Raw genomic sequence first — 22,363 nt, forward strand, 5'->3', positions numbered from 1 at the left:
GACCTATAATCTAAGGTCGAAAGTAATCAAAAACTCGCTATGCCTGGCAATAAACAGATCAAGCACTTCCTGCAATTCTCCGACTTTACCCGCGACGAGTTCGAATACCTGATCGAGCGCGCGACCGTCATCAAGCGCAAGTTCAAGAACTACGAGGTCTACCACCCGCTGGTCGACCGCACGCTGGTGATGGTGTTCGAGAAGAGCTCGACGCGCACGCGCCTGTCGTTTGAAGCCGGCATGCACCAGCTGGGCGGCGCCGCGATCTACCTGAACACGCGCGACAGCCAGCTGGGCCGCGGCGAGCCGATCGAGGACGCCGGCCAGGTCATGAGCCGCATGTGCGACATCATCATGGTGCGCACCTTCGGCCAGGAGATCATCGAGCGTTTCTCCGCCAACTCGCGCGTCCCGGTGATCAATGGCCTGACCAACGAACACCATCCCTGCCAGGTGCTGGCCGACATCTTCACCTTCTGGGAGCACCGCGGCTCGATCACCGGCAAGACGGTGGCCTGGATCGGCGACGCCAACAACATGCTGTACTCCTGGCTGCAGGCGGCCGAAGTGTTCGGCTTCCACCTGAACGTGGCCACGCCCAAGGGTTACGAGCTGGATCCGAAGCTGGTCACCACCCAGCGCTTCACCCTGTTCGACAACCCGTCCGACGCCTGCGCCGGCGCGCACCTGGTCAACACCGACGTCTGGACCAGCATGGGCTACGAAAAGGAAAACGCCGAGCGCCTGAAGGCTTTCGACGGCTTCATCGTGGACGGCGCCAAGATGGCGCGCGCCGCCCCGGACGCCCTGTTCATGCACTGCCTGCCGGCCCATCGCGGCGAAGAAGTCGCGGCCGAAGTGATCGACGGCCCGCAGTCGGTGGTCTGGGACGAAGCCGAGAACCGCCTGCACGTGCAGAAGGCGCTGATCGAGTACCTGCTGCTTGGCCGCATCGAAGACAAATAAGCTAAATAATTTAAACGGTTAACTTACCCACCACTGAGCTTGATCGTCGGCCCTCTCCAGAAGGACCGGCTGACCATCCAAACTATCTCTCCAAACTGGAACTCCCATGAGCGACATTAAAAAAGTAGTCCTCGCCTACTCCGGCGGCCTCGATACCTCGGTCATCCTCAAATGGCTGCAGGATAACTACCAGTGCGAAATCGTCACCTTCACCGCCGACCTGGGCCAGGGTGAAGAGCTGGAACCGGCACGCGCCAAGGCGCTCAAGTTCGGCATCAAGCCGGAAAACATCTACATCGACGACGTGCGTGAAGAATTCGTGCGCGACTTCGTGTTCCCGATGTTCCGCGCGAACACCGTGTACGAAGGCGAATACCTGCTCGGCACCTCGATCGCGCGTCCGCTGATCGCCAAGCGCCTGATCGAGATCGCCAACGAGACCGGCGCCGACGCCATCTCGCACGGCGCCACCGGCAAGGGCAACGACCAGGTGCGCTTCGAACTGGGCGCCTACGCGCTCAAGCCGGACGTCAAGATCATCGCCCCATGGCGCGAGTGGGACCTGCTGTCGCGCGAGAAGCTGCTGAAATACGCGGAAGACGCCGGCATCGAGATCGACATGAAGCACAAGAACGGCGGCGCGCCGTACTCGATGGACGCCAACCTGCTGCACATCTCCTTCGAAGGCCGCCACCTGGAAAACCCGAGCGCGGAAGCCGAGGAATCGATGTGGCGCTGGACCGTGAGCCCGGAGCAGGCACCGGACCAGCCGGAATACCTCGACGTCGAATTCGAGAAAGGCGACATCGTCGCCCTGAACGGCAAGCGCATGACGCCGGCCGAAGTGCTGACGGAGCTGAACCGCCTCGGCGGCAAGCACGGCATCGGCCGCCTCGACCTGGTCGAGAACCGCTACGTCGGCATGAAGTCGCGCGGCTGCTATGAAACCCCGGGCGGCTCGATCATCCTGAAAGCGCACCGCGCGATCGAATCGATCACGCTGGACCGCGAAGTGGCGCACCTGAAGGACGACCTGATGCCGCGCTACGCCTCGCTGATCTATAACGGCTACTGGTGGAGCCCGGAGCGCGTCGCCCTGCAGACCCTGATCGACCACACCCAGCAGAGCGTCAACGGCCAGGTGCGCCTGAAGCTCTACAAGGGCAATGTGATCGTGGTGTCGCGCGACTCGAAGACCGACTCGCTGTTCGACATGACCATCGCCACCTTCGACGAAGACGGCGGCGCTTACAACCAGGCCGACGCCGGCGGCTTCATCAAGCTGAACGCCCTGCGCATGCGCATCGCCGCCAAGGCCCGCGCGAAACGCGGCAAGTAAGCCAGCGCTGCGTCATCGAAGCCGCCTTCGGGCGGCTTTTTTTTTTGGCGTTGTCTGCCTTAAGTGTTGAAGAGATTCCGTCGTTCCCGCCGGGGCGGGAACCCCATTTTGCAAGCGTTTCGATACAGCCACCGTTTTTTTCGACCGCTTTGGTAACATGGCACGACGATGAGCGAGCAAGCGGACAACCCCTGCCTGACGTGCGGCGCCTGCTGCATGAGCTTCCGGGTCTCCTTCTACTGGGCCGAAGCGCCGGCCCGTGGCCTGGCCGACGCCATGGTCGAACAAGTCACGCCGCACATCGCCTGCATGGCCGGCACGAATAACGCCGCCCCGCGCTGCGTGGCCCTCGGCACCGGCCAAGACGGCCCGTATGCCTGCGGCGTCTACCCCCAGCGTCCCGAGCCCTGCCGTGAACTGCAACCCGGCGACGACAAATGCCGCCGCGCGCGCTACCTCCACGGCATGCCGCCGTTGTCCTGCTGACCACCCGAAGCTGAATCAGGACAACATCTCGCTGTCAACTCGAATGTGGGCTGTAACCGTTAGGCAACGCACAGTGTGCCTCGCCGATGCGCCGCTAAGATCCTCGTGCATTACACCCCGCTGTAATTCTCATCCTTGACAATGGAAGGGTGGCTGAGCGGTTGAAGGCACCAAAGCGGCAACTTTGGTCCATAAAATAGCTTATGGACATCGCTGGTTCGAATCCAGCCCCTTCCTCCTCGCCGTTGGCTTCCAGCCAGGGCGTCAATGCGTGGGGTATGACGCGCATCCGGTGATCTCTTCCAGGAAGCCTTCGGCCAAATAACGCGGAATCTTGGCAAATTCGCCGAGAACACGGGCGCGAAATTCCTCATGCTCATACCAGCGCTCGGCAGGAACGCCGAAATAATTGACTGGGAGAACCGACATACTCAAACCAGGTCAATGTCTTTGCAAGGTCATCAGATAGCGTCGGGTTGAGCATATTTTTCCAATGACGACGACGCTGCGGATCGCTGCGGCGTCCATCACCTCTGCCACCCTGGCCCGGCCGAACTGGACGTTCTCGCCTGTGTTTGTCGCTTCAGTTTCCAAGATGAGAACGGAGTCAGGGATCCCGAGGCCGACTAGTCGCTCAGCGATCACATCCGCCTCTGCCAAAGACGACGATCTTGTCCGGCCGCCAGATACCAACAGCCGGGTGAACATGCCGTCCAGCCATAGTCGATGGGCCGCCGCGCAAAACTCGGGTACGCCGTGGCGGGTTCCGAAAAGGAATCCGAGATCCGAAGCTCGCGCCGGAAATGACGGCATGACGTATTCGGCAATGCTCCTTAAATCGTCGTGTGCCATGGGTTTAGAGCGTCGCCCTCGGCGCCACCTTTAATGGTTTCCAGCGGTGAGATGTGGAGGAAACTCGATAGCCGAGAGCTTCCAATTCCAGATACCGTAACGTCTGAAAATGAAACTGCCCGCAGCAGCTCCTTTTTTGGTCACCGCGACCTTGTCCCAGCTTCGATATGACACTGAGTAGTCGACCTTCTCGCCATGCCCAGGCGTTGAACTTGCTGCATTCCCGGGCTTGGCCAACCCCGTCTTGCCGCTTTCAATCATCGCGATGACGCCGGCGGGAGAGACTGCGGCATCGATCATCGGATTTATCAATGCAACGGCCATCGCCTGCCCCAGGGACGCAAAAGGATTCTTGTTTGCTTCTTCCTTGGCCATCTCGTTCCCGATCATGGCCATCATTTGTCCCTTGACGCTTTCCCGAAGCGAGGGAAAATCGACGTGTTCCGAAATGGCATCGGCATCCCGGGCTTCAATTGCCGAACGCATCCGTTGCAGCTCCCAGTAGGGACTCCCATATTCGGCCACTGCGAGTAAGCCAACGGCGATTGCGCTGACCGTGAGTGCTCTCTTTAAGTTCATCGACGTTCTTTTCAAATTTTAAATTTTGATGATAACGGGTCTTTGATTGCCGAACTCTCGCACATTATTTCACTGCTGGCTAAGCGCTCGCTTTATGCGATGCGCATTCGCGTGAACTCAATCTTATAAATTTTTCTATTCAGCTCGACAATGCCGCGCCTCCCCGGTATATGATTGCCGAACTCTGCAGTACCACCATCCGCCGTAGTCCAGCACAAGCATCAATTCCAAGGGAGAGAGACCGATGAGAATGACCGCTTTGGAAACCGCGCCACAAAAGATCACCAACCGTCCGCTGGCCTTGCTCGACACCGACATCTCCGCCGCCCGCGCGATCGCGCAAGCCGCCGTGGAGGTGGAGCTGTTCACGATCCCGCTGTACATGAACACCATGTACTCGATCCAGGGCACGCACCAGATCAACTCGAAGTGGCTCAGCTACTACAACGGCCGCCAGTGGCCGGGCATGGCCACCAGCGCCAATCCGCAGCGGCCCAGCGAGAAAGCGTTCAACCTGATCTTCAGCGTGTTCATCCAGGAGATGCTGCACCTGCAGATGGCGGCCAACCTGTCGACCGCGATCGGCGCCCTGCCCTGCTTCACTGGCCCCGCCCTGCAGGACGACAGCCACGGCTGGACCTGCTACGGCGCGGGCATCTCGATGATCCCGCACATCGTCGACCTGAAGGACACCAGCAACTACAAGCACGTGCGGGTCAACCTCGAAGAGCTCAACGCCAACCAGTGCGACCTGTTCCTGGCGATCGAGCAGCCGGAACAACAGGCACGCGAGGAACTGCGTCCCTACTCCGAGCTCCATCCGGACAAATACTTCCCCGCCGTGCCGCTGGCCGGCTGGACGCCCGCCATGACCTCGAGCGACCTGCCCCTGTTCGGCACCATCGGCTACATGTACGAGTGCTACGCGCGCTACATCAGCATGGAGTACACGGACGGCCAGGCGCTGTGGCAGAAGATGTACGTGAACGACTCGGTCCAGCAGGACATGTTCAACACCACCGGCGGCGGCCACCCGAAAGCCGAATACCCGCATTTCGCCACCCTGTTCAGCCCCGATGAACGCGACGGCAGCGACAAGTCCTTCGACAAGGCGATCGACATGATGGCCGCGATCACCGACCAGGGCGAAGGCAGCGCCACCGGCATCAAGCGCTATCGCCGCGGCGCCATGCTGCAGGCGGTGCAGCCCGACTACCGCGAGGACGACGCCGCGCTCAAGGCCGACTATCCCTCGTACACCAACGCCGGCGGGCGCGCCGCATCGGCCGACGCGGCGGCGCGCTTCAACTTCGCGGCCTACGACCACTACGAGCGCTTCGGCATGCTCAAGGCCATGCTGGGCGAGGTGCGCAACTTCGCCCAGTGGCACGCGGAAGGCAACAGCTGGAACACCGAGCTGCTTACCAACCACGCTTACGACAAGGACGCCGCGCCGGCCAACATCCCGGCGCCGGAGGCCGTGGCCGGTGCGCTCAACCGGCTGAAGGAAGGCGGCGACGAGACCTGGGCCATGCTCAGCACCGTCGCCACCGGCGCCCTGTACGGCATCACCTCGGTGCTGGACAGCTACTGGCAGGTGCAGTCGACCACCTTCCCCTACCCGTCGATGGTGGGCGCGGGGGACCGCTTCTCGATCTGCTGGGCGGTGCTCGGCAAGTCGCCGGACCTGACGCGCGGCGTGCCGCTGCCCGACCCGGACAAGCTGTATCACTCCTGCCAGGGCATGAGCGTGAGCGGCGACAAGGACGCCAGCGCGGCCGCGGGCTGCGCGGCGCTGGCCGTGTACCACACCTGCCGCGGCTCGAACGGCTGCCGCGCCCAGGGCGGCTGCGGCTTCGCCCAGCTCGATGCAGGCGGCGGCTCCTGCGGCCACAGCGTGGCCAAGCCCAAGCCGGGCGGCGTCAACCTGTGCGGCAGCCCGTCGGCCGGGCCCACCCTGTACAGCGCCCCGGCCGACAACAAGTGCCGCACCTTCGGCGGCTGCGCGGTGCCGATCTCCGCCTCGCAGCTGTTCCCCGCATCCGGCACCATGAAGATGTATAACTTCGGCCCGCCGCCGCAGCACCGCGCGGTCGCGCTCGAGAACACGCTCGCGTTCTCGCTGGGCGACAGCGTGTACGACACGGCGTGGAAGGCGTACAGCCAGGTGATGCAGGCGCGCGGCGTGGAGCCAGGCGCGATGCCGGCGCCGACCGACTTGCGCCTGGCCCTGCCGCCGTCGACCTGATGGTGCAAGCGCCGAGCGGCGCGGCGCCGCGCCTTGGCCTGCCGGACCTGGGCCTGGGCGTGGGGCTGCGCAACCAGCACTTCCAGCACATCCTGGAGCACGGCCCGCAGGTCGACTGGTTCGAGATCATCAGCGAGAACTTCATCGACAACCACGGTTACGCGCGTGCGGTGCTGGACCGGATCGCGGCCCAGGTGCCGCTGGTGATGCACGGGGTGTCGCTGTCGATCGGCGGCAGCGACCCGCTCGACATGGCCTACCTGGCCAGGCTGCGCGCACTGGCGGCCGAGCTCAAGCCCGCGTGGATCTCCGACCACCTGTGCTGGACCGGCGTCGCCTCGCTCAACAGCCACGACCTGCTGCCGCTGCCGCTCGACGAAGCCAGCCTGGCCCACGTGGCCGCGCGCGTGCGCCAGGTGCAGGACTACCTCGGCCGGCCGCTGGTGCTGGAGAATCCCAGCACCTACGTCGAGTTCGCGCAGTCCGACATCCCGGAGTGGGAGTTCCTGGGCCGCCTTGCCGAAGACACCGGCTGCGGCCTGCTCCTGGACGTGAACAACGTTTACGTCTCGTCCACCAACCACGGCTGGGATGCGGCCGCCTACATCCGCGCCCTGCCGCACGCGCACATCGTGCAGATCCACCTGGCCGGGCCCACCGATTGCGGCGGCTACCTGGTCGACACCCATGACGCGCCGGTGCCGACCGAGGTGTGGCGCCTGTACGCGCTGGCCCAGCGGCTCACCGGTGGCGTGTCCACGCTGCTCGAATGGGACGCGAATATTCCCGCCTACCCGGAGCTGCTGGCCGAATTGGCCAAGGCGCGCGCGGTCCTGCGCGGCGATGTGCCGCAAGTGGGCCTGCAGCGTGGCGCCGATGCGCTGGCGACGCCGATCGGCTTCCATCTCGACCAGCACGCGCAGGCCGCGGCCTGACCCGATGAGCGCTTCCCTGTCCGAACTCCAGTCCTGGTTCCTGGCCACGATGATGACGCCGGGCGGCGCCGAGCGTGGCCTGGCGCTGGCGCGCGAACGCCACGGCCTGGGCGAACTGGACGTGCTGCGCGCGGCGGGCGGCGCGCGTTCGCGGGTGCACGTGTATGCGCAAGGCTACGTGCTGCGCCTGCTCGAATGCATGCGCGCCGACTATCCGGTCCTGTGCCGGACCATGGGCGGCGAGCTGTTCGACTTTTTCGCCAAAGCCTATGTCTGGCGCCATCCCTCGCGCTCGACCACCCTGTACGACCTGGGCGCCGGCTTTGCCGAGTTCCTGGAGCGCAGCCAGCCGCCGGACATGGCCCCGGCCGCGGCGCTGCAGTCGCGTTTCGCGCTGGACCTGGCGCGGCTGGAGCGGGCGCGCAGCGAAGCCGGGCGCGCTCCGGGCCTTGAGCCGCACGCGCACGCCGCGCCAGACAGTTTCACCCTGCTGTACGGCCTCGATGAGGCACAGGTCCGGCTGGCGCCGTGCACGCGCCTGCTCGCCGCCGCGTTTCCAGTGCATGCGTACTGGGACCGCGCGCAGCAAACGCCCGACGACCAAGCTTTGCCGGTGCCTGCGCCCGCCGCCGTGTTGCTGGCGGTCGGCCGCCAGCACTACCGCATCGGCATGCACGTTTTGTCGGACTGGCAGTTCCATTATTTGCAAGCGGCGGCGTCCGGCGCGGCCGCGCACGCTTCCGCGCACCAGGCGGCGCAGGCATGCGGCCTGCCTCCCGGACAAGTGCTGGCCGACGCGCTGCTATGGCTGCCGCAAGCGGCCGCCGCCGGCCTGTTGTCGCTGGACCAGGTCACCGCTTTTTAATCCCCGGCTTTTTGTTGTACACACGCCCCGAATTTGATTTCCGCCCGGCAAAAGCTGGTAAAGTCACGGATTCTCACGCGCGCGGAGCACCCATGCCGAAAAGCTTAAGCATCAAGAATAAACTGACCATCGGCCTTGGAGCGATGGTAGCGATCATTCTCGGATTGCTTATCCTCGCATTCAATAATTTCCGCGCGATCGCCATCGCCGACGAATGGGACCGGCACACGCTCGAAGTGCTGCTGGAAACAAACAATATCGCCACTGGCATCCTGCAGGTGCAGGCGTCCGCGCGCGGCTACCTGCTGACAGGTGACGACGAACTGCTGCATCCGATCGGCGCGGAATTCCGCAGCGCCGAGAGCCACCTGACGCGTGTGCTGGCCCTCACCGCCGACAATCGCGTCCAGCAGGAGCGCCTGAAGCGCATCCGGCCCCTGATGGACAACTGGATGGCCGCCATCAACGCCATGCTGCAGCGGCGCCGCGCCGCGGACGAGACCGGGCACCTGATCAACCCTGAAGAGATCAGCCGCTCGGTCCAGACTGGCGCCCACACCATCGAGAACGTGCGCGAGATCATCGACCAGGTCGAAGCCGAGGAAAAGGGGCTGATGGACAAGCGCTCCAAGCACGCCGACGACCTTGAAGTTGAAATGGAAGGCCTGTTGTCACTGGGCGGAGCGCTGGCCGTCGCGCTGGCCGTCGTGGTGGCCTGGCGCATGCTGGTCGCCATCGCGCGCCCGCTCAAGTCGCTGACGACGGCGGCGCGCGAGATCGCTGCCGGCAACGAGTCGGCCCGCGCCACCATCAGCTCGCACGACGAACTGGGACGCGTGGCGCTCGAATTCAACCGCATGGCCCAGGCCATCCAGGACAACCAGGCCAAGGAAAAGGCCAGCAACGCCGAGCTGCGCGCCAAGGTCGACACCCTGCTCGCCTCGGTGTCGAAGGCGGCATCCGGCGACTTCACCGGCAGCGTGACGATCCGCGGCAGCGACGCCATCGGCCGCCTCGGCGAGGGCATCGACGCCATGTTCCAGAACCTGCGCAGCCTGCTCAACAACGTGCAGGCGGCCGGCGTCCAGGTCACCACGTCGGCCACCCAGATCGCGGCCGCCTCGCGCCAGCAGGAAGCGGCCGGCGTCGAGCACGCGCAGACCAGCATCGAGGTGCTGTCGACCACGCGCGAGATCAGCGCCAACACCTCTCAGCTGCTGCGCACGATGGAAGAAGCCACCGCGGTGGCCGAGTCGACCACCAATGCCACTGCCGGCGCCCAGCACAAACTCAAGCGCATGGACCTGACCATGCAGAGCATGATGGCCGCCACCGAATCGATCAGCGCCAAGCTGGCCGCGCTGTCGGAGAAGGCCAACAACATCAACAGCGTGCTGACCACCATCACCCGCGTCGCCGACCAGACCAACATCCTGTCGCTGAACGCCGCGATCGAGGCCGAGAAGGCCGGCGAAGCGGGCCGTGGCTTCTCGGTGGTGGCCACCGAAATCCGCCGCCTGGCCGACCAGGCCGCGGTGTCGACCTGGGACATCGAGCAGATGCTCAAGGAGATGCAGGCGGCGGTGTCGGTCAGCGTGATCGGCATGGACAAGTTCACCGACGAGGTGCGCCGCAGCGTGCGCGAGGCGCGCGAGACCGCCGAGCAGCTGTCGTCCGTGATGGACAAGGTCAGCCAGCTGCCGCCGCGCTTCGACATCGTGCTGCAGGGGATGCAGGCGCAGGCGGTGGGCGCGCAGCAGATCACCGAGACCATGATGCAGCTGTCCGACTCCAGCCAGCAGACCGTCGACTCGCTGAAGGAGACCAGCCATGCCGTGCACGAGCTGCAGTTCGCCGCCGGCGAGCTGCAGTCCTCGGTCGACAACTTCTCGGTGAGCGCGGCCTGAGCATGAAGGTGATCGTGTTTCATATCGGGGCCGAGCGCTACGGCCTGCCGCTGGCCGGGGTCGCGCGGGTGGTGCCGGTGGCGCAGCTGCTGCGCCTGACCGACGTCCCGCGCTTTTTCGCCGGCCTGCTCGATCTGCACGGCGAGCTGGTGCCGGTGGTCGACCTGACCCGCCTGGCCGGCCTGACGCCGGAGGCGGTGCGCTACGACACCCGGATCCTGATCGTCGATTGCCCGCAGCCGGACGGCGGCGCCCGCAAGCTGGGCCTGAAGGCGGAGCGCGTCGCCGGCGTCGCCGAAGCCGGCGGCATCGGCGATGACGCCGTGCGCGTCACCGACCTCGACACCCTGCTGCCGGCCGCCGCACGCGGCATGCTGTTCGATTACGCGGTGGCCGCATGAACGTGGTCGAGATCCTGCGCACCGCGACTGGCCTGACGCCAGACCTGCCGACGCTCGAACGCGCGCTGCGCACCCGTATGCGCAAGTTGGGCATGGCCGCGCACGCCGACTATGCCCGCCTGCTGGACGGTCCCGAACTGGACGAACTGGCCGAACTCGTGGTGGTGCCGGAATCGTGGATGTTCCGCGACCCGGCCGCCTTCCATGCCGCCACGTCCTTGGTGCAGCGGCGCGTGGCGCGCGATCCGGCCGCGGTCGTGCGCATCCTGTCGGCGCCCTGCGCCGGCGGAGAAGAACCGTATTCGATGGCGATGGCGCTGCAGGACGCCGGAGTGGCCGCCGCCCGCTACAGCATCGACGCGATCGACCTGTCGGCCGCCTCGATCCGGCGCGCCCGCGCGGCGCGCTACACCGCCAACGCCTTCCGCGGCGAGGAACTGGAATTCCGCGACCGCTACTTCAAGGCGGACGGCAAGGGCTACGTGCTGCGCGAGCCGGTGCGCGGGTCCGTGCATTTCAGGCGCGGCAACCTGCTGGACCTCGGCGCCGATGCCGCCCGCTACGACATCATCTTCTGCCGCAACCTGCTGATCTACTTCGACGACGCCGCGATTGGGCGCGCCGCCGCGGTGCTCTCGACCTTGCTGGCCGACGGCGGCATGCTGCTGGCCGGCCCGGCCGAGGCGCCGGCGCTGTGCCGCCACGGCTTCGCGCGGTTGCCGCTGCCGGGCGCCTTCGCACTGTACAAAACCAGCCAGCCGCCGGCCGAACTGGCAGTCCGCCCGATGGCCTCGCGCCGCGTCGCCGGCGTGTCGCTGAAGAAGACACTGCCTGACGGCCAATCGGCCGCCGGCCTGCTCGGCATCGCGCGCCGCCATGCCGAATCCGGGCGCTGGCGCGAAGCGGTCCGCACTTGCCACGGCCTGCTGGCGCTGGAACCGACCGAGGCCGGCGCCTGGTTCATCCTCGGCCAGGCCAGCCGCCACCAGGGCGACGTCCGCGCCGCCGAGCGCCACTGGCGCCGCTGCCTCTACCTGGCGCCGCGCCACCACGAGGTGCTGGGCGCCCTCGCGCAGCTGGCCGAACACGACGGCGAGGCCGGGCGCGCCGCCGTCTATCGCCAGCGCGCCGCGCGACTGCGGAGCGGCGCGTGAACCTGTCCACCGCCGGCGGATTCGAGCAGGACTGCTGGAACCGCATCGGCGTGCGGGGCGACCGCAGCTGCGGCCAGCTCGAACAGTACGTCCACTGCCGCAACTGCCCAGCCTACGCCCAGGCCGCCCAGCGCACCCTGCAGGTGCCGGTCGAACCGTCCTACCGCGAGTCGTGGGCCGAGCAGCTGCGCCGGCCGAAACCCTGTCCGCAGGTCGGCGACGCCAGCGCCCTCCTGTTCCGGATCGGCGGCGAATGGCTCGCGCTGCCTTCCGGGCTGGCGCTGTCGGTGGCGCCGCTCGGGCCGGTGCACCGGCTGCCGCACCGCGAGCGGCCGGGCCTCCTGGGCGTAGTGAATATCGGCGGCCGGCTGGCGCCCGCGATCGCGCTCGGCCCGCTGCTGGGCATCGGTGCGGAAAGTCCACCGGCGGTCGAAGGCCGCCACGTGTTCGGGCGCCTGCTGGTGATCGCGGCCGGCGCCCACTCCTGCGCGCTGCCGGTGACCGAACTGCACGGCATCGTGCGCTACGACCGGGGCGCGCTGGCCACGCCGGCCCAGCCTTGGGCTGCCCAGCTCGACGGCGTGCTGGCCCACGACGGCGTGCACGCCGGCCTGCTCAACGGGGCGCTGCTGGCGCGCCGCATCGGGGAACTGCTGCGATGATGCCGGACCAGGACCTGAGCGCGTTCTCGCTGTTCGACCTGTTCCGGCTCGAAGCCGAGGGCCAGTCGCGGGTGCTGACCGAAGGCCTGCTCGCGCTCGAACGCGGCGCCGCGCCCGGCGCGCTCGAACCGCTGATGCGCGCCGCCCATTCGCTCAAGGGCGCCGCCGCGATCGTCGCGCTGGAGCCGGCCGTGCGGCTGGCGCACGAAATGGAAGACGCCCTGCTCGCGCTGAATCGCGCCGGCGCGGTGCCGGTGCAGCGCATCGACGCCCTGCTGGCCGGCGTCGACCTGTTGCAACGGCTCGCGCAAGTTGGCGAGGCCGGCCTGCAGGACTGGCTGGCCGCCAACCAGCACGCGTTCGATGCCGCGATCGGCGCCATCGGCGCGCCCGTGGCGGTTGCGCCGCCGGTTGCCGCGCAGCCCGTGGCCGAGGAGGCCGGGGCGATGCCCGCCACGCCGGTCCAGCAGGCCTCCGACGAACTGCTCGCGCTGGCCAGCCAGGCCCGCCTGCAGGCGCTGCAGTTTGCGCCCTTCATCACGTCGCTGGAACGCTACAAGCGCAGCCAGGCCGGCGTGATGCAGCTGCTCGAACAGCTGCGCGACGCCGCCACCGCCTCGCGCGATCCGCACCTGGCCGACCTGGCCGCGCTGGTGATGGCGCGCGCCGAGCCGCTCAAGGGTGTCCTGCTCAGCCACATCGCCGAAGCCGACGAATACCAGCGCCACGCGGTGACGGTCACCTCGCGCCTGGCCGACCAGGTGCTGGCGCTGCGCATGTGCCCGATCGGCGACGGCCTGCACTCCTTCCCGCGCATGGCGCGCGACCTGGCGCGCAGCCTCGGCAAGAAGGTAAGGGTGGACCTGGCCGGCGCCGACACGATGGTCGACCGCGCGATCCTGCCGCGCATCGAAGGCGCCCTGACCCAGATGCTGCGCAACGCGCTCGACCACGGCATCGAAATGCCGGACGAACGCCGCGCCGCCGGCAAGCCGGAGGAAGGCGCGATCCGCATCGGCGCGCGCCATCTCGGCGGCATGCTGCTGGTCGAAGTGGCCGACGATGGCCGCGGCGTCGACCCGCAGCGCATCCGCGATGCCGCCGTGCGCCACCAGCGCGCCACGGCGGCGATCGCGGCGCGCCTGCCGGATGCCGAACTGATGGAGTTCCTGTTCCTGCCCGGCTTCAGCCTGAAGGAAAGCGCCAACGAGCTGTCCGGCCGCGGCGTCGGCCTCGACGTTGTGCACGACCTCGCGGTCAGCCTGAACGGATCGCTGCGCGCCGAGAGCCGGCCCGGGCAAGGCTTTGCGCTGTCGCTGACGCTGCCGCTGACGCAGTCGGTGGTGCGCGCGCTGGTGGTCGACATCGGTGGCGAGCCGTATGCGCTGCCGATCGCGCGCGTCGAGCGCGTGCTCAAGCTGCCGCAAGGCGCGCTGGTCACGCGCGGAGGGCAGCAGTACATCGACCTCGCCGGTGAATGGATCGGCGTGGTGGGCGCGGCGCAGGTGCTCGGCCTCGGCTGCCCTGACGCTGGTCCGGAGCTGTCGCTGGTCGTCATCGGCGGCGGCCACGATCGCTGCGCGCTGGCGGTCGACGCCATCCGCGGCGAGCAGACCCTGACCGTGCAGCCGCTGGAGCCGATGTTCGGCGCGCTGCGCGACGTCGCCTGCGGCGCGATCCTCGACAGCGGCGCGCCGGTGCTGGTGCTCGACGTGCCTTCGCTGCTGGTCTCCACCAACCGCCTGCTGCACGAAGGCGCGCTGCAGCATCTGGGCCAGCCGGACGATGCGGCCGGGCGGCGCCGCGTGCTGGTGGTCGACGACTCGCTCACGGTGCGCGAGATGGAGCGCAAGGTGCTGGCCGCGCACGGCTACAAGGTCGACGTCGCGGTGGACGGCATGGATGGCTGGAACATGCTGCGCAGCGCCGACTACGACCTGCTGGTGACCGACGTCGACATGCCGCGCATGGACGGCATCGAGCTGGTGACGCTGTTGCGCGCAGACGCGCGGCTGCAGCGCATGCCGGTCATGATCGTGTCGTACAAGGACCGCATGGAAGACCGCGCGCGCGGCCTGCACGCGGGCGCCGACTACTACCTGGCCAAGGGCAGCTTCCACGAGCGCGCGCTGCTCGACGCGGTGGCGGACCTGATCGGCGGCCCGCTGATTGACTGACCGGCGGTGTTCGAGCGAGTACAATGCCGTGCCAGATATGACAATAATAACGAGTCCAAAACCGATGACAGATACTTCCCGGGTCACCGTCCTGCTGGTCGATGACCAGCTGATCATCGTCGAAGCCATCCGCCGCATGCTGGCGGGCCAGCCCGACATCGATTTCCACTACCTGACCGACGCCTCGAAGGCGCTCGACGCCGCGCTCGAGCTGCAGCCGACCGTGATCCTGCAGGACCTGGTGGTGCCGGGCACCGACGGCTTCAAGGTGATCCGTTCCTACCGCGAGGAAGAGCGCCTGCGCCACGTGCCGGTGATCGTGCTGTCGGCCGGCGAGGACGCCAAGCTCAAGGCGCACGGCTTTGCGGTCGGCGCCAACGACTACCTGGTCAAGCTGCCGGACCAGGTGGAGCTGCTGGCGCGGCTGCGCTATCACTCGGCCGGCTACATCAGCCGGCTGGAGCGCGACGACGCCTTCCGCCGCCTGCGCGAGAGCCAGGAGCAGCTGGAGCGCGCCAACGAAGAGCTGCACAAGCTGGCCGCGCTCGACGGCCTGACCGGCATCGCCAACCGTCGCCGCTTCGACGAGACCATCCGCACCGAGTGGCAGCGCGCGCAGCGCAACAAGAAGCCGCTGTCGCTACTGATGTGCGACGTCGACTTCTTCAAGAAGTACAACGACGGGCTGGGCCACCAGGCCGGCGACCTGTGCCTGAAAAAGGTGGCGGGCGCGCTGACCGGCTGCCTGAAGCGCCCGGCCGACCTGGCGGCGCGCTACGGCGGCGAGGAGTTCGTGCTGGTGCTGCCGGACACCGGCATCGATGGCGCGATGAAGCTGGCCGAATCCTGCCGCGCGAATGTCGAGCGGCTGCAGCTGGAGCACCCGGCCGGCGGCGTGGTCACGCTGTCGATCGGCGTCGCCAGCGCGGTGCCGGACAATCACAATGCGATGGAAGCCTTGGTGGAACGCGCGGACAAGGCGCTGTATGCGTCCAAGCAGGCGGGGCGCAATCGGGTCAGCGAGGCGGGCGAAGGCTGAGTCGGCGTCAGCATTCGCCCATGCAAAATGGGGTTCCCGCGTGCGCGGGAACCCCATTTTGCGTGCAGATACGAAACTCAGACCTCGCGCACGTCGTCCACCGGCTTGGCGCCGAAGTTCGCGGCGAGCAGGTAGGCGACGACTTTGCGCGCACTCTGCTCCGGCGCCGCCAGCGCCCCCTGGTTCTTCATCTGCACAAACCGCTCGCGCATCGGAAAGCGCGATTCCGGCGTGGCCCGGATCTCGGCCTGCATGCCCGTATCGATCACACCGGGCGCCAAACTGACCGCCCTCACCCTCCCATCGCCATCCAGCGCCACCGCCCGCGCGTGATGATCGAGCGCGGCCTTGGTCGCGCAGTACACGCTCCAGCCGGGATAGGCGTTGCGCGCGGCCCCGCTCGAAATGTGCAGGATGCGGGTCTCGGCCCCTTGCGCCGCGCGCACCACGGCGGCCGCCAGCGCCAGCGGCGCGGCCACGTTCAGCGACACCGCGCGCACCACCGCCGCCGGATCCTGCTCCGCAAGCGGCCCCACCGGATTCACCACGCCTGCATTATTGACCAGCAGCGCGGTGCCGCAGCCATCCAGCCACTCCCGCAATGCAGGCCCGGCCAGCCACGCACCCAGCGCGGCCGCATCGGACAAATCCAGCGCGGCCTCGCGCAGCAGCGCCGGGTACTTCGCCGCCAGCTCCGCCGCGCCGCCGCGCGCCAGACCCAGCACCGGCACGCCGCGCGCCAGCAGCTCGCCTGCGATCGCCGCGCCCAGGCCCTTGGTGTGTCCGGTCACGATCGCTTTCATCGCCCGCCTCCTGTCAGATGAACACCGGCTCCGGCTCCAGCTGCACGCCGTAGCGCTCGTACACGTCGCGCTGGATCGCGCGCGCCAGTGCCACCACGTCCGCCCCGCTGGCCCCGCCGTTGTTGACGAGGACCAGCGCCTGCTGCGGATACACCCCGGCCGCGCCAAGGTTCCGGCCCTTCCAGCCGCACTGGTCGATCAGCCAGCCCGCGGCCAGCTTCTCGCTGCCGTCCGGCTGGCGGTGGTGCACCAGGTTCGGGAAGGATTCCAGCAGCCGTGCGCACTGCTCGCCCGCCACCACCGGATTCTTGAAGAAGCTGCCGGCGTTGCCGATCACCGCCGGATCCGGCAGCTTGCGGCGCCGGATCGCGATCACGGCGTCGCTCACCTGGCGCGCGGTCGGCGCATCCACGCCGGCCAGTGCCTGTGCCAGCTCGGCATAGCGCAGGTTCGGTTGCCACGCCGTCGGCAGCGCGAAGGTCACGTCCAGCACGATCAGGCGCGCGCCATCGGCGTGCTTGAAGATGCTGTCGCGGTAGCCGAAGCGGCAGTCGATTCCGCGCAGCACGCGCTGCGCGCCACTGTCCGGATCGAACAGGGTCAACGCGTGGAACACATCCTTGATCTCCGCCCCGTAAGCCCCGATGTTCTGGATCGGCGCCGCGCCCACTGTGCCGGGAATCAGCGACAAATTCTCCAGCCCGCCCAAGCCCTGCGCCAGTGTCCACTGCACGAAATCATGCCAGTTTTCGCCGGCCGCGGCGCGCACCAGGGTGTGGCCGTGTTCTTCGCCGATGACTGCGCGCCCGGCCAGCGCCATGTGCAGCACCAGCCCGTCGAAGTCGCGCGTGAACAGCAGGTTGCTGCCGCCGCCCAGCACCAGGCGCGGCAGCGCGGCCAGCGCCGGATCCGCCAGCGCCGCCGCCACCTGCCCGGGCTCGTCCACGCGCAAGTAGCGCCGCGCACGCGCCGGGATGCGGAAAGTGTTGAGGGAATCGAGCGGGAAATCGGGGGCGATGGCGAGATCTGGCATGAAGGATGGATGAAACTGGCCGCGTCTGCCCGGCCGTGCAAGCCGATTATAGAGGCAAATGCATGCCCGTCCGGCAAAAAAACGGCAGCTGTTCAAGGGCGCCGGCCAGGTTGTCCGTTAAAATACGCACATCTTAAATTTGCAAGAGGAACCATCCAATGCCATCTTTTGACGTGGTATGCGAAGCCAATATGGTCGAGGTGAAGAATGCCGTCGACCAGGCCAACAAGGAAATCACCACCCGCTTCGACTTCAAGGGCAGTTCCGCCAACGTCGAACAGAAGGAGCGTGAGCTGACCCTGTTCGCCGACGCCGAGTTCCAGCTGGGCCAGGTGCGCGATGTGCTGGTCAACAAGATGTCCAAGCGCCAGGTCGACGTGCGCTTCCTCGACGAGGGCGACGTCCAGAAGGTCGGCGGCGACAAGGTCAAGCAGGTGATCAAGGTGCGCAACGGCATCGAGAGCGAGGACGCCAAGAAGATCACCAAGCTCATCAAGGAAAGCAAGATGAAGGTGCAGGCCAGCATCCAGGGCGAGTCGGTGCGCGTGACCGGCAAGAACCGCGACGACCTGCAGGAAGCCATCGCGCTGCTGCGCAAGGAGGTCAAGGACCTGCCGCTGGAGTTCAACAACTTCCGCGATTAACGAACGGTCGTTCGTTCGAAATCCCTGTCGGTAAGGGAATTCTTTGGTTTCGGCCCCATGCGATGGGGTAGAATGATGCCCGCGTAAATTTGCCGCGGGTCTCGCTGCTGAGCCAGCGAAATGCGGTCGTCTGAGGATAGCAATGAAACGTGTTGATGATTTCCGCCTGCGTTTGGGCAACAAGGAATATGTGCCCATCATGATTGGCGGAATGGGTGTGGACATTTCGACCTCCGAGCTGGCGCTGGAAGCGGCACGGCTGGGCGGCATCGGCCATATTTCCGACGCGATGGTGCCGGACGTGTCGGACCGTAAGTTCGATACCAGCTTCGTCAAGGAAAAGACCAAGCTCTACAAGTTCAACATCAACAATATGGACAAGTCGGCGGTCAAGTTCGACCTCGACCGCCTGGCCGAGGCGACCCGCCTGCATGTTGGCGCGACCATGGCAGCGAAGAAAGGCGATGGCCTGATCTTCGTGAACTGCATGGAAAAGCTGACCATGAACGCGCCCAAGGAAACCCTGCGCACCCGCCTGGCCTCGGCGCTGGACGCGGGCATCGACGGCATCACCATGTCGGCCGGCCTGCACCTCGGTTCCTTCGAGCTGATCAAGGACCACCCGCGCTTCCGCGACGCCAAACTGGGCATCATCGTGTCCTCCGTGCGCGCGCTGCAATTGTTCCTGAAGAAGGTGTCGCGCCTGGACCGCCTGCCGGACTTCGTGATCGTCGAAGGCCCGCTGGCCGGCGGCCACCTCGGCTTCGGCATGGACTGGGCCGAGTACGACCTGCACACCATCATGGACGAGATCCATGCCTGGCTGGCCAAGGAAGAACTGAACCTCCCGCTGATCGCGGCGGGCGGCGTATTCACCGGCAGCGACGCAGTCAGCTTCCTGGAGCGCGGCGCCGGCGGCGTGCAGGTGGCGACCCGCTTCACCGTGACCCGCGAGTGCGGCCTGCCGGACAACGTCAAGCAGGAATACTTCAAGGCCAGCGAAGAAGACATCATCGTCAACGGCATCTCGCCGACCGGCTATCCGATGCGCATGCTGCAGCAGACGCCGGCGATCGGCTCGGGCATCCGTCCGGGCTGCGAGTCCTACGGCTACCTGCTGGACGCGACCGGCAACTGCGCCTACATCAACTCGTACAACCGCGAAGTGATGGCGCACCCGGGCTCGAAGAACATCGTGGTGATGGACAAGACCTGCCTGTGCACGCACATGCGCAACTTCAACTGCTGGACCTGCGGCGCGACCACCCATCGCCTGAAGGACACGACCCACAAGCTGGACGACGGCAGCTACCAGATCCTGTCCGCCGAACACGTGTTCAAGGACTACCAGTTCAGCGTCGACAACCAGATCGCCCTGCCCCCGCGGCAGGATGCTGCGGCGGCCTGATCGTGCGCAGCGCTGAAAATGGCCGCGTAAACCGCGGCCATTTTGTTTTCAGACGCACGAAATACAAAGAGAACGTCGTTCCCGCGCAGGCGGGAAGCCCATTTTCTACGCACGCCGCAAACATCAAACGTAGCGGTGAGCATAAGAAATGGGATTCCCGCGTACGCGGGAATGACGGCACCTAAAGCGTTTGAACCCACCGGAAATACCGCTGTCCAACCAGCGGCCCAACCCGCTGGGGGATACCCGTGTTCAACACCGAACCGAAGCAAAGGACTGCCTTCCGCGTCGACGAACGCGGCGCCATCGCCAGCTGGAACGCCAATTGCGCGGCCATGTTCAGCCTGCCCGCGGCACAGGCGGTCGGCCATCCCTTCGCCGACCTGCTCGCCACGGACGAACTGCCCCGCTGGGATGAACGCTGGCTTGCGCTGTCCACCGCGCGCCAGCCCGGCGACATCACGCTCGCGCTCGCCGCAAGCGGCAGCACCAGCTTCAACCTCGCGCCCCAGCACGATGGCGCCGGCCGCTTCAACGGCGCCGTCATCAGCGTCACCTCCACCGGCGCCGACGACACCGAGGCCGCGCGCGTGGGCCGCACGCCGATGAGCGCCATCGTCGAGATGTTCCCCGGCACCTTCTACGCGCTGAACCGCGAACGCCGCTTCGTGCTGTGGAACCGTAACCTCGAAACCATGTCCGAGCTCACGCCCGACGAGCTGGCCGCCGCCAACGTGCTCGAATTCTTCGACCTCAAGGACCGCCCGCGCATCGCCGAGGCCATCCGCCGCGTGTTCGACGACAGCGCCGAGGTGCAGGTCGAAGCCGAGCACGTCGTGCGCAGCGGACGCGCAGTACCGATGCTGCTGTGCGGCACGCTGGTCCCCTGCATCGGCGGCGATTACCTGTTCGGCATGGGCCTGGACATCAGCGAGCGCCGCCAGCAGGAGCGCGCGCTGCGCCTGCGCGAGCGCGCCCTGCACGCGGCCAGCAACGGCATCGTCATCACGCGCTGCGCCGGCAAGGACCATCCGATCGAGTACGTCAATCCGGCATTCGAGCGCATCACCGGCTACCCGGCGGAGGAAGTCATCGGCCGCGACTCGCGCTTCATGGCCGCGCCCGACCTCGATGCCGCCGAACGGCTCGAAGTGCGGACCGCGCTGGAGGCGCACCGCGCCGTCAATGTGGTGTTCCGCAACGCCCGCAAGAACGGCGAGCTGTTCTGGAACGAGCTGAACATCACGCCGGTCGCCGACGACAACGGCGCCGTCACCCATTTCATCGGCATCATCAACGACGTCACCGCCAGCAAGCAGCGCACCGCCCACCTGGAGCACGAGGTCAACCATGACGCGCTCACCGGCCTGGCCAACCGCAACCTGCTGTGGGACCGGCTGGAGCAGGCGGTGCACCTGGCGCAGCGCCACAAGTCGCTGGTGGCGACGGTGCTGATCGACCTGGACAACTTCAAGAGCATCAACGACAGTTTCGGCCACGAGGCCGGCGACGTGGTGCTGCAGGTGGTGGCCAAGCGCCTGCAGAAGGCGGTACGCGACAGCGACACGGTGGCGCGCTTGTCGGGCGACGAATTCGTGCTGGTGCTGGTCAACCAGCCTTCGCTGCGCTACACCCTGCGCATGATCGAGCGGGTGCGCGCCAGCCTGGTGATGCCGGTCGCCTTCAACCGCCGCGAGATCCCGGTCGGCGCCAGCCTCGGGGTGGCCGTGTTCCCGCATGACGGCGCCACCGCGGCCGAGCTGGTGCGCACCGCCGATGTCGCCATGTACCACGCCAAGTCGGGGCACGGCGGCGACGTGTCCTTCTTTTCGGCTGACATGAAATCCGCCACCGAGGCCAAGCAGCGGCTGGAGAGCGGCATGCGCGACGCGCTCCAGCGCAACGAGCTGTTCCTGCTGTACCAGCCGCGCATCGACATCCATTCCGGCCAGCTCAGGGGCTTCGAGTGCCTGTTGCGCTGGCGCCATCCGGACCAGGGCCTGATGCTGCCGGCGGCCTTCCTGGCCGAGGCCGAGGAAAGCGGCGCCATCGTGCCGATCGGCGCGCAGGTGCTGGACCAGGCTTGCCTGTTCCTCGCGCGCATCAAGGAGCTGGGCCATGGCGCGCTGCCGCTGACGGTCAACGTGTCGCAGCGCGAATTCAGCCAGCACGATTTCGTGCCGGCCATCGGCGAACGGCTGCGGCGCCACGGGCTGGCGCCGGCCAGCCTGCAGGTCGAGGTGCGCGAGGATGCCTTGATCCGCAATCCCGGACTGGGGCGCGATGTCGCCATGCAGCTGCGCGAGCTCGGCATCACGATGTCGCTCGATGCGTTTGGCGAGGGCATCTCGGACCTCGGCTACCTGCAGGAACTGGATGTTGCCCAGGTCAAGCTGGCCCGGTCCACGGTGCGCGGCGTGGCCGATGGCGCGGCCGCCGGCACGCTCGCCAAGACCCTGATCGACATCGCCCACAATCTCGGCATGGCGGCGATCGGCGAGGCGGTGGAAACGCGCACCCAGATGGAGTTCCTGAAGTCGATCGGCTGCGACCAGATCCAGGGCTCCTGGTTCAGCGAACCGCTGGCGGCCGACGAGGCGTTCGAACTGCTCCGGACCAGCCAGTTGGCCTAAGCCCTGCCGTCGTCCCGGCGGAGGCGGATCAATGGCCCCGGCATTGATCCCCCATGCTGACTTCCATCCGCCCGCGCCCTTACCAGCCTGGCTGCCAGACCCGCAATCCACACCGCGATTCCTGCAGGCTGTCGCAGCCCGCTTCATTTGCCCCGCCGGCCCGTCTACAGTTGCATCATCCCAACAACAATGTGCTGATTGACGCGCCCATGCAGGATGGCGGCGCGGCGGC

The 22,363-nt window shown here is 66.8% G+C and carries 20 protein-coding genes and 1 tRNA gene; 16 read left to right on the top strand and 5 right to left on the bottom strand.

Features of this window, described 5'->3' with window-relative positions; genetic code table 11:
• The first annotated feature begins 39 nt into the window (after window positions 1–39).
• The 4 genes from argF (at window position 40) to NX778_RS21910 (ending at window position 3,028) form a co-directional block, all read left to right on the top strand.
• Complete coding sequence (gene argF / locus NX778_RS21895; RefSeq protein ID WP_258813922.1) at window positions 40–966, top strand: ornithine carbamoyltransferase; 927 nt, start codon at window positions 40–42, stop codon at window positions 964–966.
• A 106-nt stretch (window positions 967–1,072) separates the two neighbouring features.
• Window positions 1,073–2,305: an argininosuccinate synthase gene (locus NX778_RS21900; protein WP_258813923.1), complete on the top strand. Its 1,233-nt coding sequence runs from the start codon at window positions 1,073–1,075 to the stop codon at window positions 2,303–2,305.
• A 168-nt stretch (window positions 2,306–2,473) separates the two neighbouring features.
• Window positions 2,474–2,791, top strand: coding sequence for a YkgJ family cysteine cluster protein (locus NX778_RS21905; RefSeq protein WP_258813924.1), 318 nt, complete (start codon window positions 2,474–2,476; stop codon window positions 2,789–2,791).
• 143 nt (window positions 2,792–2,934) lie between these two features.
• A tRNA-OTHER gene (locus NX778_RS21910) sits at window positions 2,935–3,028 on the top strand.
• 27 nt (window positions 3,029–3,055) lie between these two features.
• Here the strand turns inward: NX778_RS21910 and NX778_RS21915 are convergent.
• Genes NX778_RS21915 through NX778_RS21925 form a run of 3 tightly spaced genes read right to left on the bottom strand, consistent with a single transcriptional unit; the run spans window position 3,056 to window position 4,222 of the window.
• Window positions 3,056–3,220, bottom strand: a complete 165-nt coding sequence (locus NX778_RS21915) for a hypothetical protein (protein WP_258813925.1) — start codon at window positions 3,218–3,220, stop codon at window positions 3,056–3,058.
• Window positions 3,221–3,232: 12 nt separating this feature from the next.
• Window positions 3,233–3,643, bottom strand: a complete 411-nt coding sequence (locus NX778_RS21920) for a YdcF family protein (protein ID WP_258813926.1) — start codon at window positions 3,641–3,643, stop codon at window positions 3,233–3,235.
• Window positions 3,644–3,673: 30 nt separating this feature from the next.
• Entirely contained in the window at window positions 3,674–4,222 is a 549-nt protein-coding gene (locus NX778_RS21925; protein ID WP_258813927.1) for a DUF2939 domain-containing protein, read from the bottom strand.
• A gap of 244 nt (window positions 4,223–4,466) precedes the next feature.
• On the opposite strand from NX778_RS21925, the gene NX778_RS21930 reads away from it, so the two are divergent.
• From NX778_RS21930 to NX778_RS21970, 9 genes are all read left to right on the top strand, one after another.
• Entirely contained in the window at window positions 4,467–6,470 is a 2,004-nt protein-coding gene (locus tag NX778_RS21930) for a ferritin-like domain-containing protein (protein WP_258813928.1), read from the top strand.
• Entirely contained in the window at window positions 6,470–7,405 is a 936-nt protein-coding gene (gene bufB, locus NX778_RS21935) for an MNIO family bufferin maturase (protein ID WP_258813929.1), read from the top strand. Before NX778_RS21930 ends, bufB begins: the two co-directional genes overlap by 1 nt.
• 4 nt (window positions 7,406–7,409) lie before the next feature.
• A complete protein-coding gene (locus tag NX778_RS21940; RefSeq protein WP_258813930.1) occupies window positions 7,410–8,270 on the top strand; it encodes an HvfC/BufC N-terminal domain-containing protein in 861 nt (286 codons plus the stop codon).
• 92 nt (window positions 8,271–8,362) lie between these two features.
• Window positions 8,363–10,177, top strand: a complete 1,815-nt coding sequence (locus NX778_RS21945; protein ID WP_258813931.1) for a methyl-accepting chemotaxis protein — start codon at window positions 8,363–8,365, stop codon at window positions 10,175–10,177.
• 2 nt (window positions 10,178–10,179) lie between these two features.
• Window positions 10,180–10,578 (top strand): chemotaxis protein CheW, encoded by a 399-nt coding sequence (locus NX778_RS21950; RefSeq protein ID WP_258813932.1) that lies wholly within the window; start codon window positions 10,180–10,182, stop codon window positions 10,576–10,578.
• Window positions 10,575–11,732 carry a CheR family methyltransferase gene (locus NX778_RS21955; RefSeq protein ID WP_258813933.1) on the top strand — a complete coding sequence of 386 codons (1,158 nt, stop codon included), beginning with the start codon at window positions 10,575–10,577 and terminating at the stop codon, window positions 11,730–11,732. The genes NX778_RS21950 and NX778_RS21955 overlap by 4 nt, the downstream gene beginning before the upstream one ends.
• Entirely contained in the window at window positions 11,729–12,394 is a 666-nt protein-coding gene (locus NX778_RS21960) for a chemotaxis protein CheW (protein ID WP_258813934.1), read from the top strand. Before NX778_RS21955 ends, NX778_RS21960 begins: the two co-directional genes overlap by 4 nt.
• Entirely contained in the window at window positions 12,391–14,571 is a 2,181-nt protein-coding gene (locus NX778_RS21965) for a hybrid sensor histidine kinase/response regulator (protein WP_258813935.1), read from the top strand. Before NX778_RS21960 ends, NX778_RS21965 begins: the two co-directional genes overlap by 4 nt.
• 64 nt (window positions 14,572–14,635) lie before the next feature.
• Entirely contained in the window at window positions 14,636–15,610 is a 975-nt protein-coding gene (locus NX778_RS21970) for a diguanylate cyclase domain-containing protein (RefSeq protein ID WP_258813936.1), read from the top strand.
• A gap of 77 nt (window positions 15,611–15,687) precedes the next feature.
• Here NX778_RS21970 and NX778_RS21975 read toward each other — a convergent pair whose 3' ends face one another.
• Window positions 15,688–16,413, bottom strand: coding sequence for an SDR family oxidoreductase (locus NX778_RS21975; RefSeq protein WP_258813937.1), 726 nt, complete (start codon window positions 16,411–16,413; stop codon window positions 15,688–15,690).
• A 13-nt stretch (window positions 16,414–16,426) separates the two neighbouring features.
• Window positions 16,427–17,446, bottom strand: coding sequence for a UDP-N-acetylmuramate dehydrogenase (gene murB, locus NX778_RS21980; RefSeq protein WP_258813938.1), 1,020 nt, complete (start codon window positions 17,444–17,446; stop codon window positions 16,427–16,429).
• A 158-nt stretch (window positions 17,447–17,604) separates the two neighbouring features.
• Here murB and NX778_RS21985 point away from each other — a divergent pair, with 158 nt between their 5' ends.
• The 3 genes from NX778_RS21985 (at window position 17,605) to NX778_RS21995 (ending at window position 22,131) form a co-directional block, all read left to right on the top strand.
• Window positions 17,605–18,090, top strand: coding sequence for a YajQ family cyclic di-GMP-binding protein (locus NX778_RS21985; protein WP_258813939.1), 486 nt, complete (start codon window positions 17,605–17,607; stop codon window positions 18,088–18,090).
• A 142-nt stretch (window positions 18,091–18,232) separates the two neighbouring features.
• A complete protein-coding gene (locus NX778_RS21990; RefSeq protein ID WP_258813940.1) occupies window positions 18,233–19,498 on the top strand; it encodes a nitronate monooxygenase in 1,266 nt (421 codons plus the stop codon).
• Between the two features lie 248 nt (window positions 19,499–19,746).
• On the top strand, window positions 19,747–22,131 hold the full coding sequence (locus NX778_RS21995; RefSeq protein ID WP_258813941.1) for a sensor domain-containing protein: 2,385 nt from the start codon (window positions 19,747–19,749) through the stop codon (window positions 22,129–22,131).
• The last annotated feature ends 232 nt before the right edge of the window (window positions 22,132–22,363 follow it).

The organism is Massilia terrae (genome assembly GCF_024753145.1).
Classification (GTDB): domain Bacteria; phylum Pseudomonadota; class Gammaproteobacteria; order Burkholderiales; family Burkholderiaceae_D; genus Telluria; species Telluria terrae.

Excerpts from the sequence above, each read along its gene's own strand:
- NX778_RS21900 (WP_258813923.1), top strand. The coding sequence starts at position 1,073 with ATGAGCGACATTAAAAAAGTAGTCCTCGCCTACTCCGGCGGCCTCGAT.
- NX778_RS21985 (WP_258813939.1), top strand. The coding sequence starts at position 17,605 with ATGCCATCTTTTGACGTGGTATGCGAAGCCAATATGGTCGAGGTGAAG.
- NX778_RS21920 (WP_258813926.1), bottom strand. The coding sequence starts at position 3,643 with ATGGCACACGACGATTTAAGGAGCATTGCCGAATACGTCATGCCGTCA.
- NX778_RS21915 (WP_258813925.1), bottom strand. The coding sequence starts at position 3,220 with ATGTCGGTTCTCCCAGTCAATTATTTCGGCGTTCCTGCCGAGCGCTGG.
- NX778_RS21925 (WP_258813927.1), bottom strand. The coding sequence starts at position 4,222 with ATGAACTTAAAGAGAGCACTCACGGTCAGCGCAATCGCCGTTGGCTTA.
- NX778_RS21975 (WP_258813937.1), bottom strand. The coding sequence starts at position 16,413 with ATGAAAGCGATCGTGACCGGACACACCAAGGGCCTGGGCGCGGCGATC.
- NX778_RS21970 (WP_258813936.1), top strand. The coding sequence starts at position 14,636 with ATGACAGATACTTCCCGGGTCACCGTCCTGCTGGTCGATGACCAGCTG.
- NX778_RS21955 (WP_258813933.1), top strand. The coding sequence starts at position 10,575 with ATGAACGTGGTCGAGATCCTGCGCACCGCGACTGGCCTGACGCCAGAC.
- NX778_RS21930 (WP_258813928.1), top strand. The coding sequence starts at position 4,467 with ATGAGAATGACCGCTTTGGAAACCGCGCCACAAAAGATCACCAACCGT.
- NX778_RS21940 (WP_258813930.1), top strand. The coding sequence starts at position 7,410 with ATGAGCGCTTCCCTGTCCGAACTCCAGTCCTGGTTCCTGGCCACGATG.
- murB (WP_258813938.1), bottom strand. The coding sequence starts at position 17,446 with ATGCCAGATCTCGCCATCGCCCCCGATTTCCCGCTCGATTCCCTCAAC.
- bufB (WP_258813929.1), top strand. The coding sequence starts at position 6,470 with ATGGTGCAAGCGCCGAGCGGCGCGGCGCCGCGCCTTGGCCTGCCGGAC.
- NX778_RS21990 (WP_258813940.1), top strand. The coding sequence starts at position 18,233 with ATGAAACGTGTTGATGATTTCCGCCTGCGTTTGGGCAACAAGGAATAT.
- NX778_RS21905 (WP_258813924.1), top strand. The coding sequence starts at position 2,474 with ATGAGCGAGCAAGCGGACAACCCCTGCCTGACGTGCGGCGCCTGCTGC.
- NX778_RS21965 (WP_258813935.1), top strand. The coding sequence starts at position 12,391 with ATGATGCCGGACCAGGACCTGAGCGCGTTCTCGCTGTTCGACCTGTTC.
- NX778_RS21945 (WP_258813931.1), top strand. The coding sequence starts at position 8,363 with ATGCCGAAAAGCTTAAGCATCAAGAATAAACTGACCATCGGCCTTGGA.
- argF (WP_258813922.1), top strand. The coding sequence starts at position 40 with ATGCCTGGCAATAAACAGATCAAGCACTTCCTGCAATTCTCCGACTTT.
- NX778_RS21950 (WP_258813932.1), top strand. The coding sequence starts at position 10,180 with ATGAAGGTGATCGTGTTTCATATCGGGGCCGAGCGCTACGGCCTGCCG.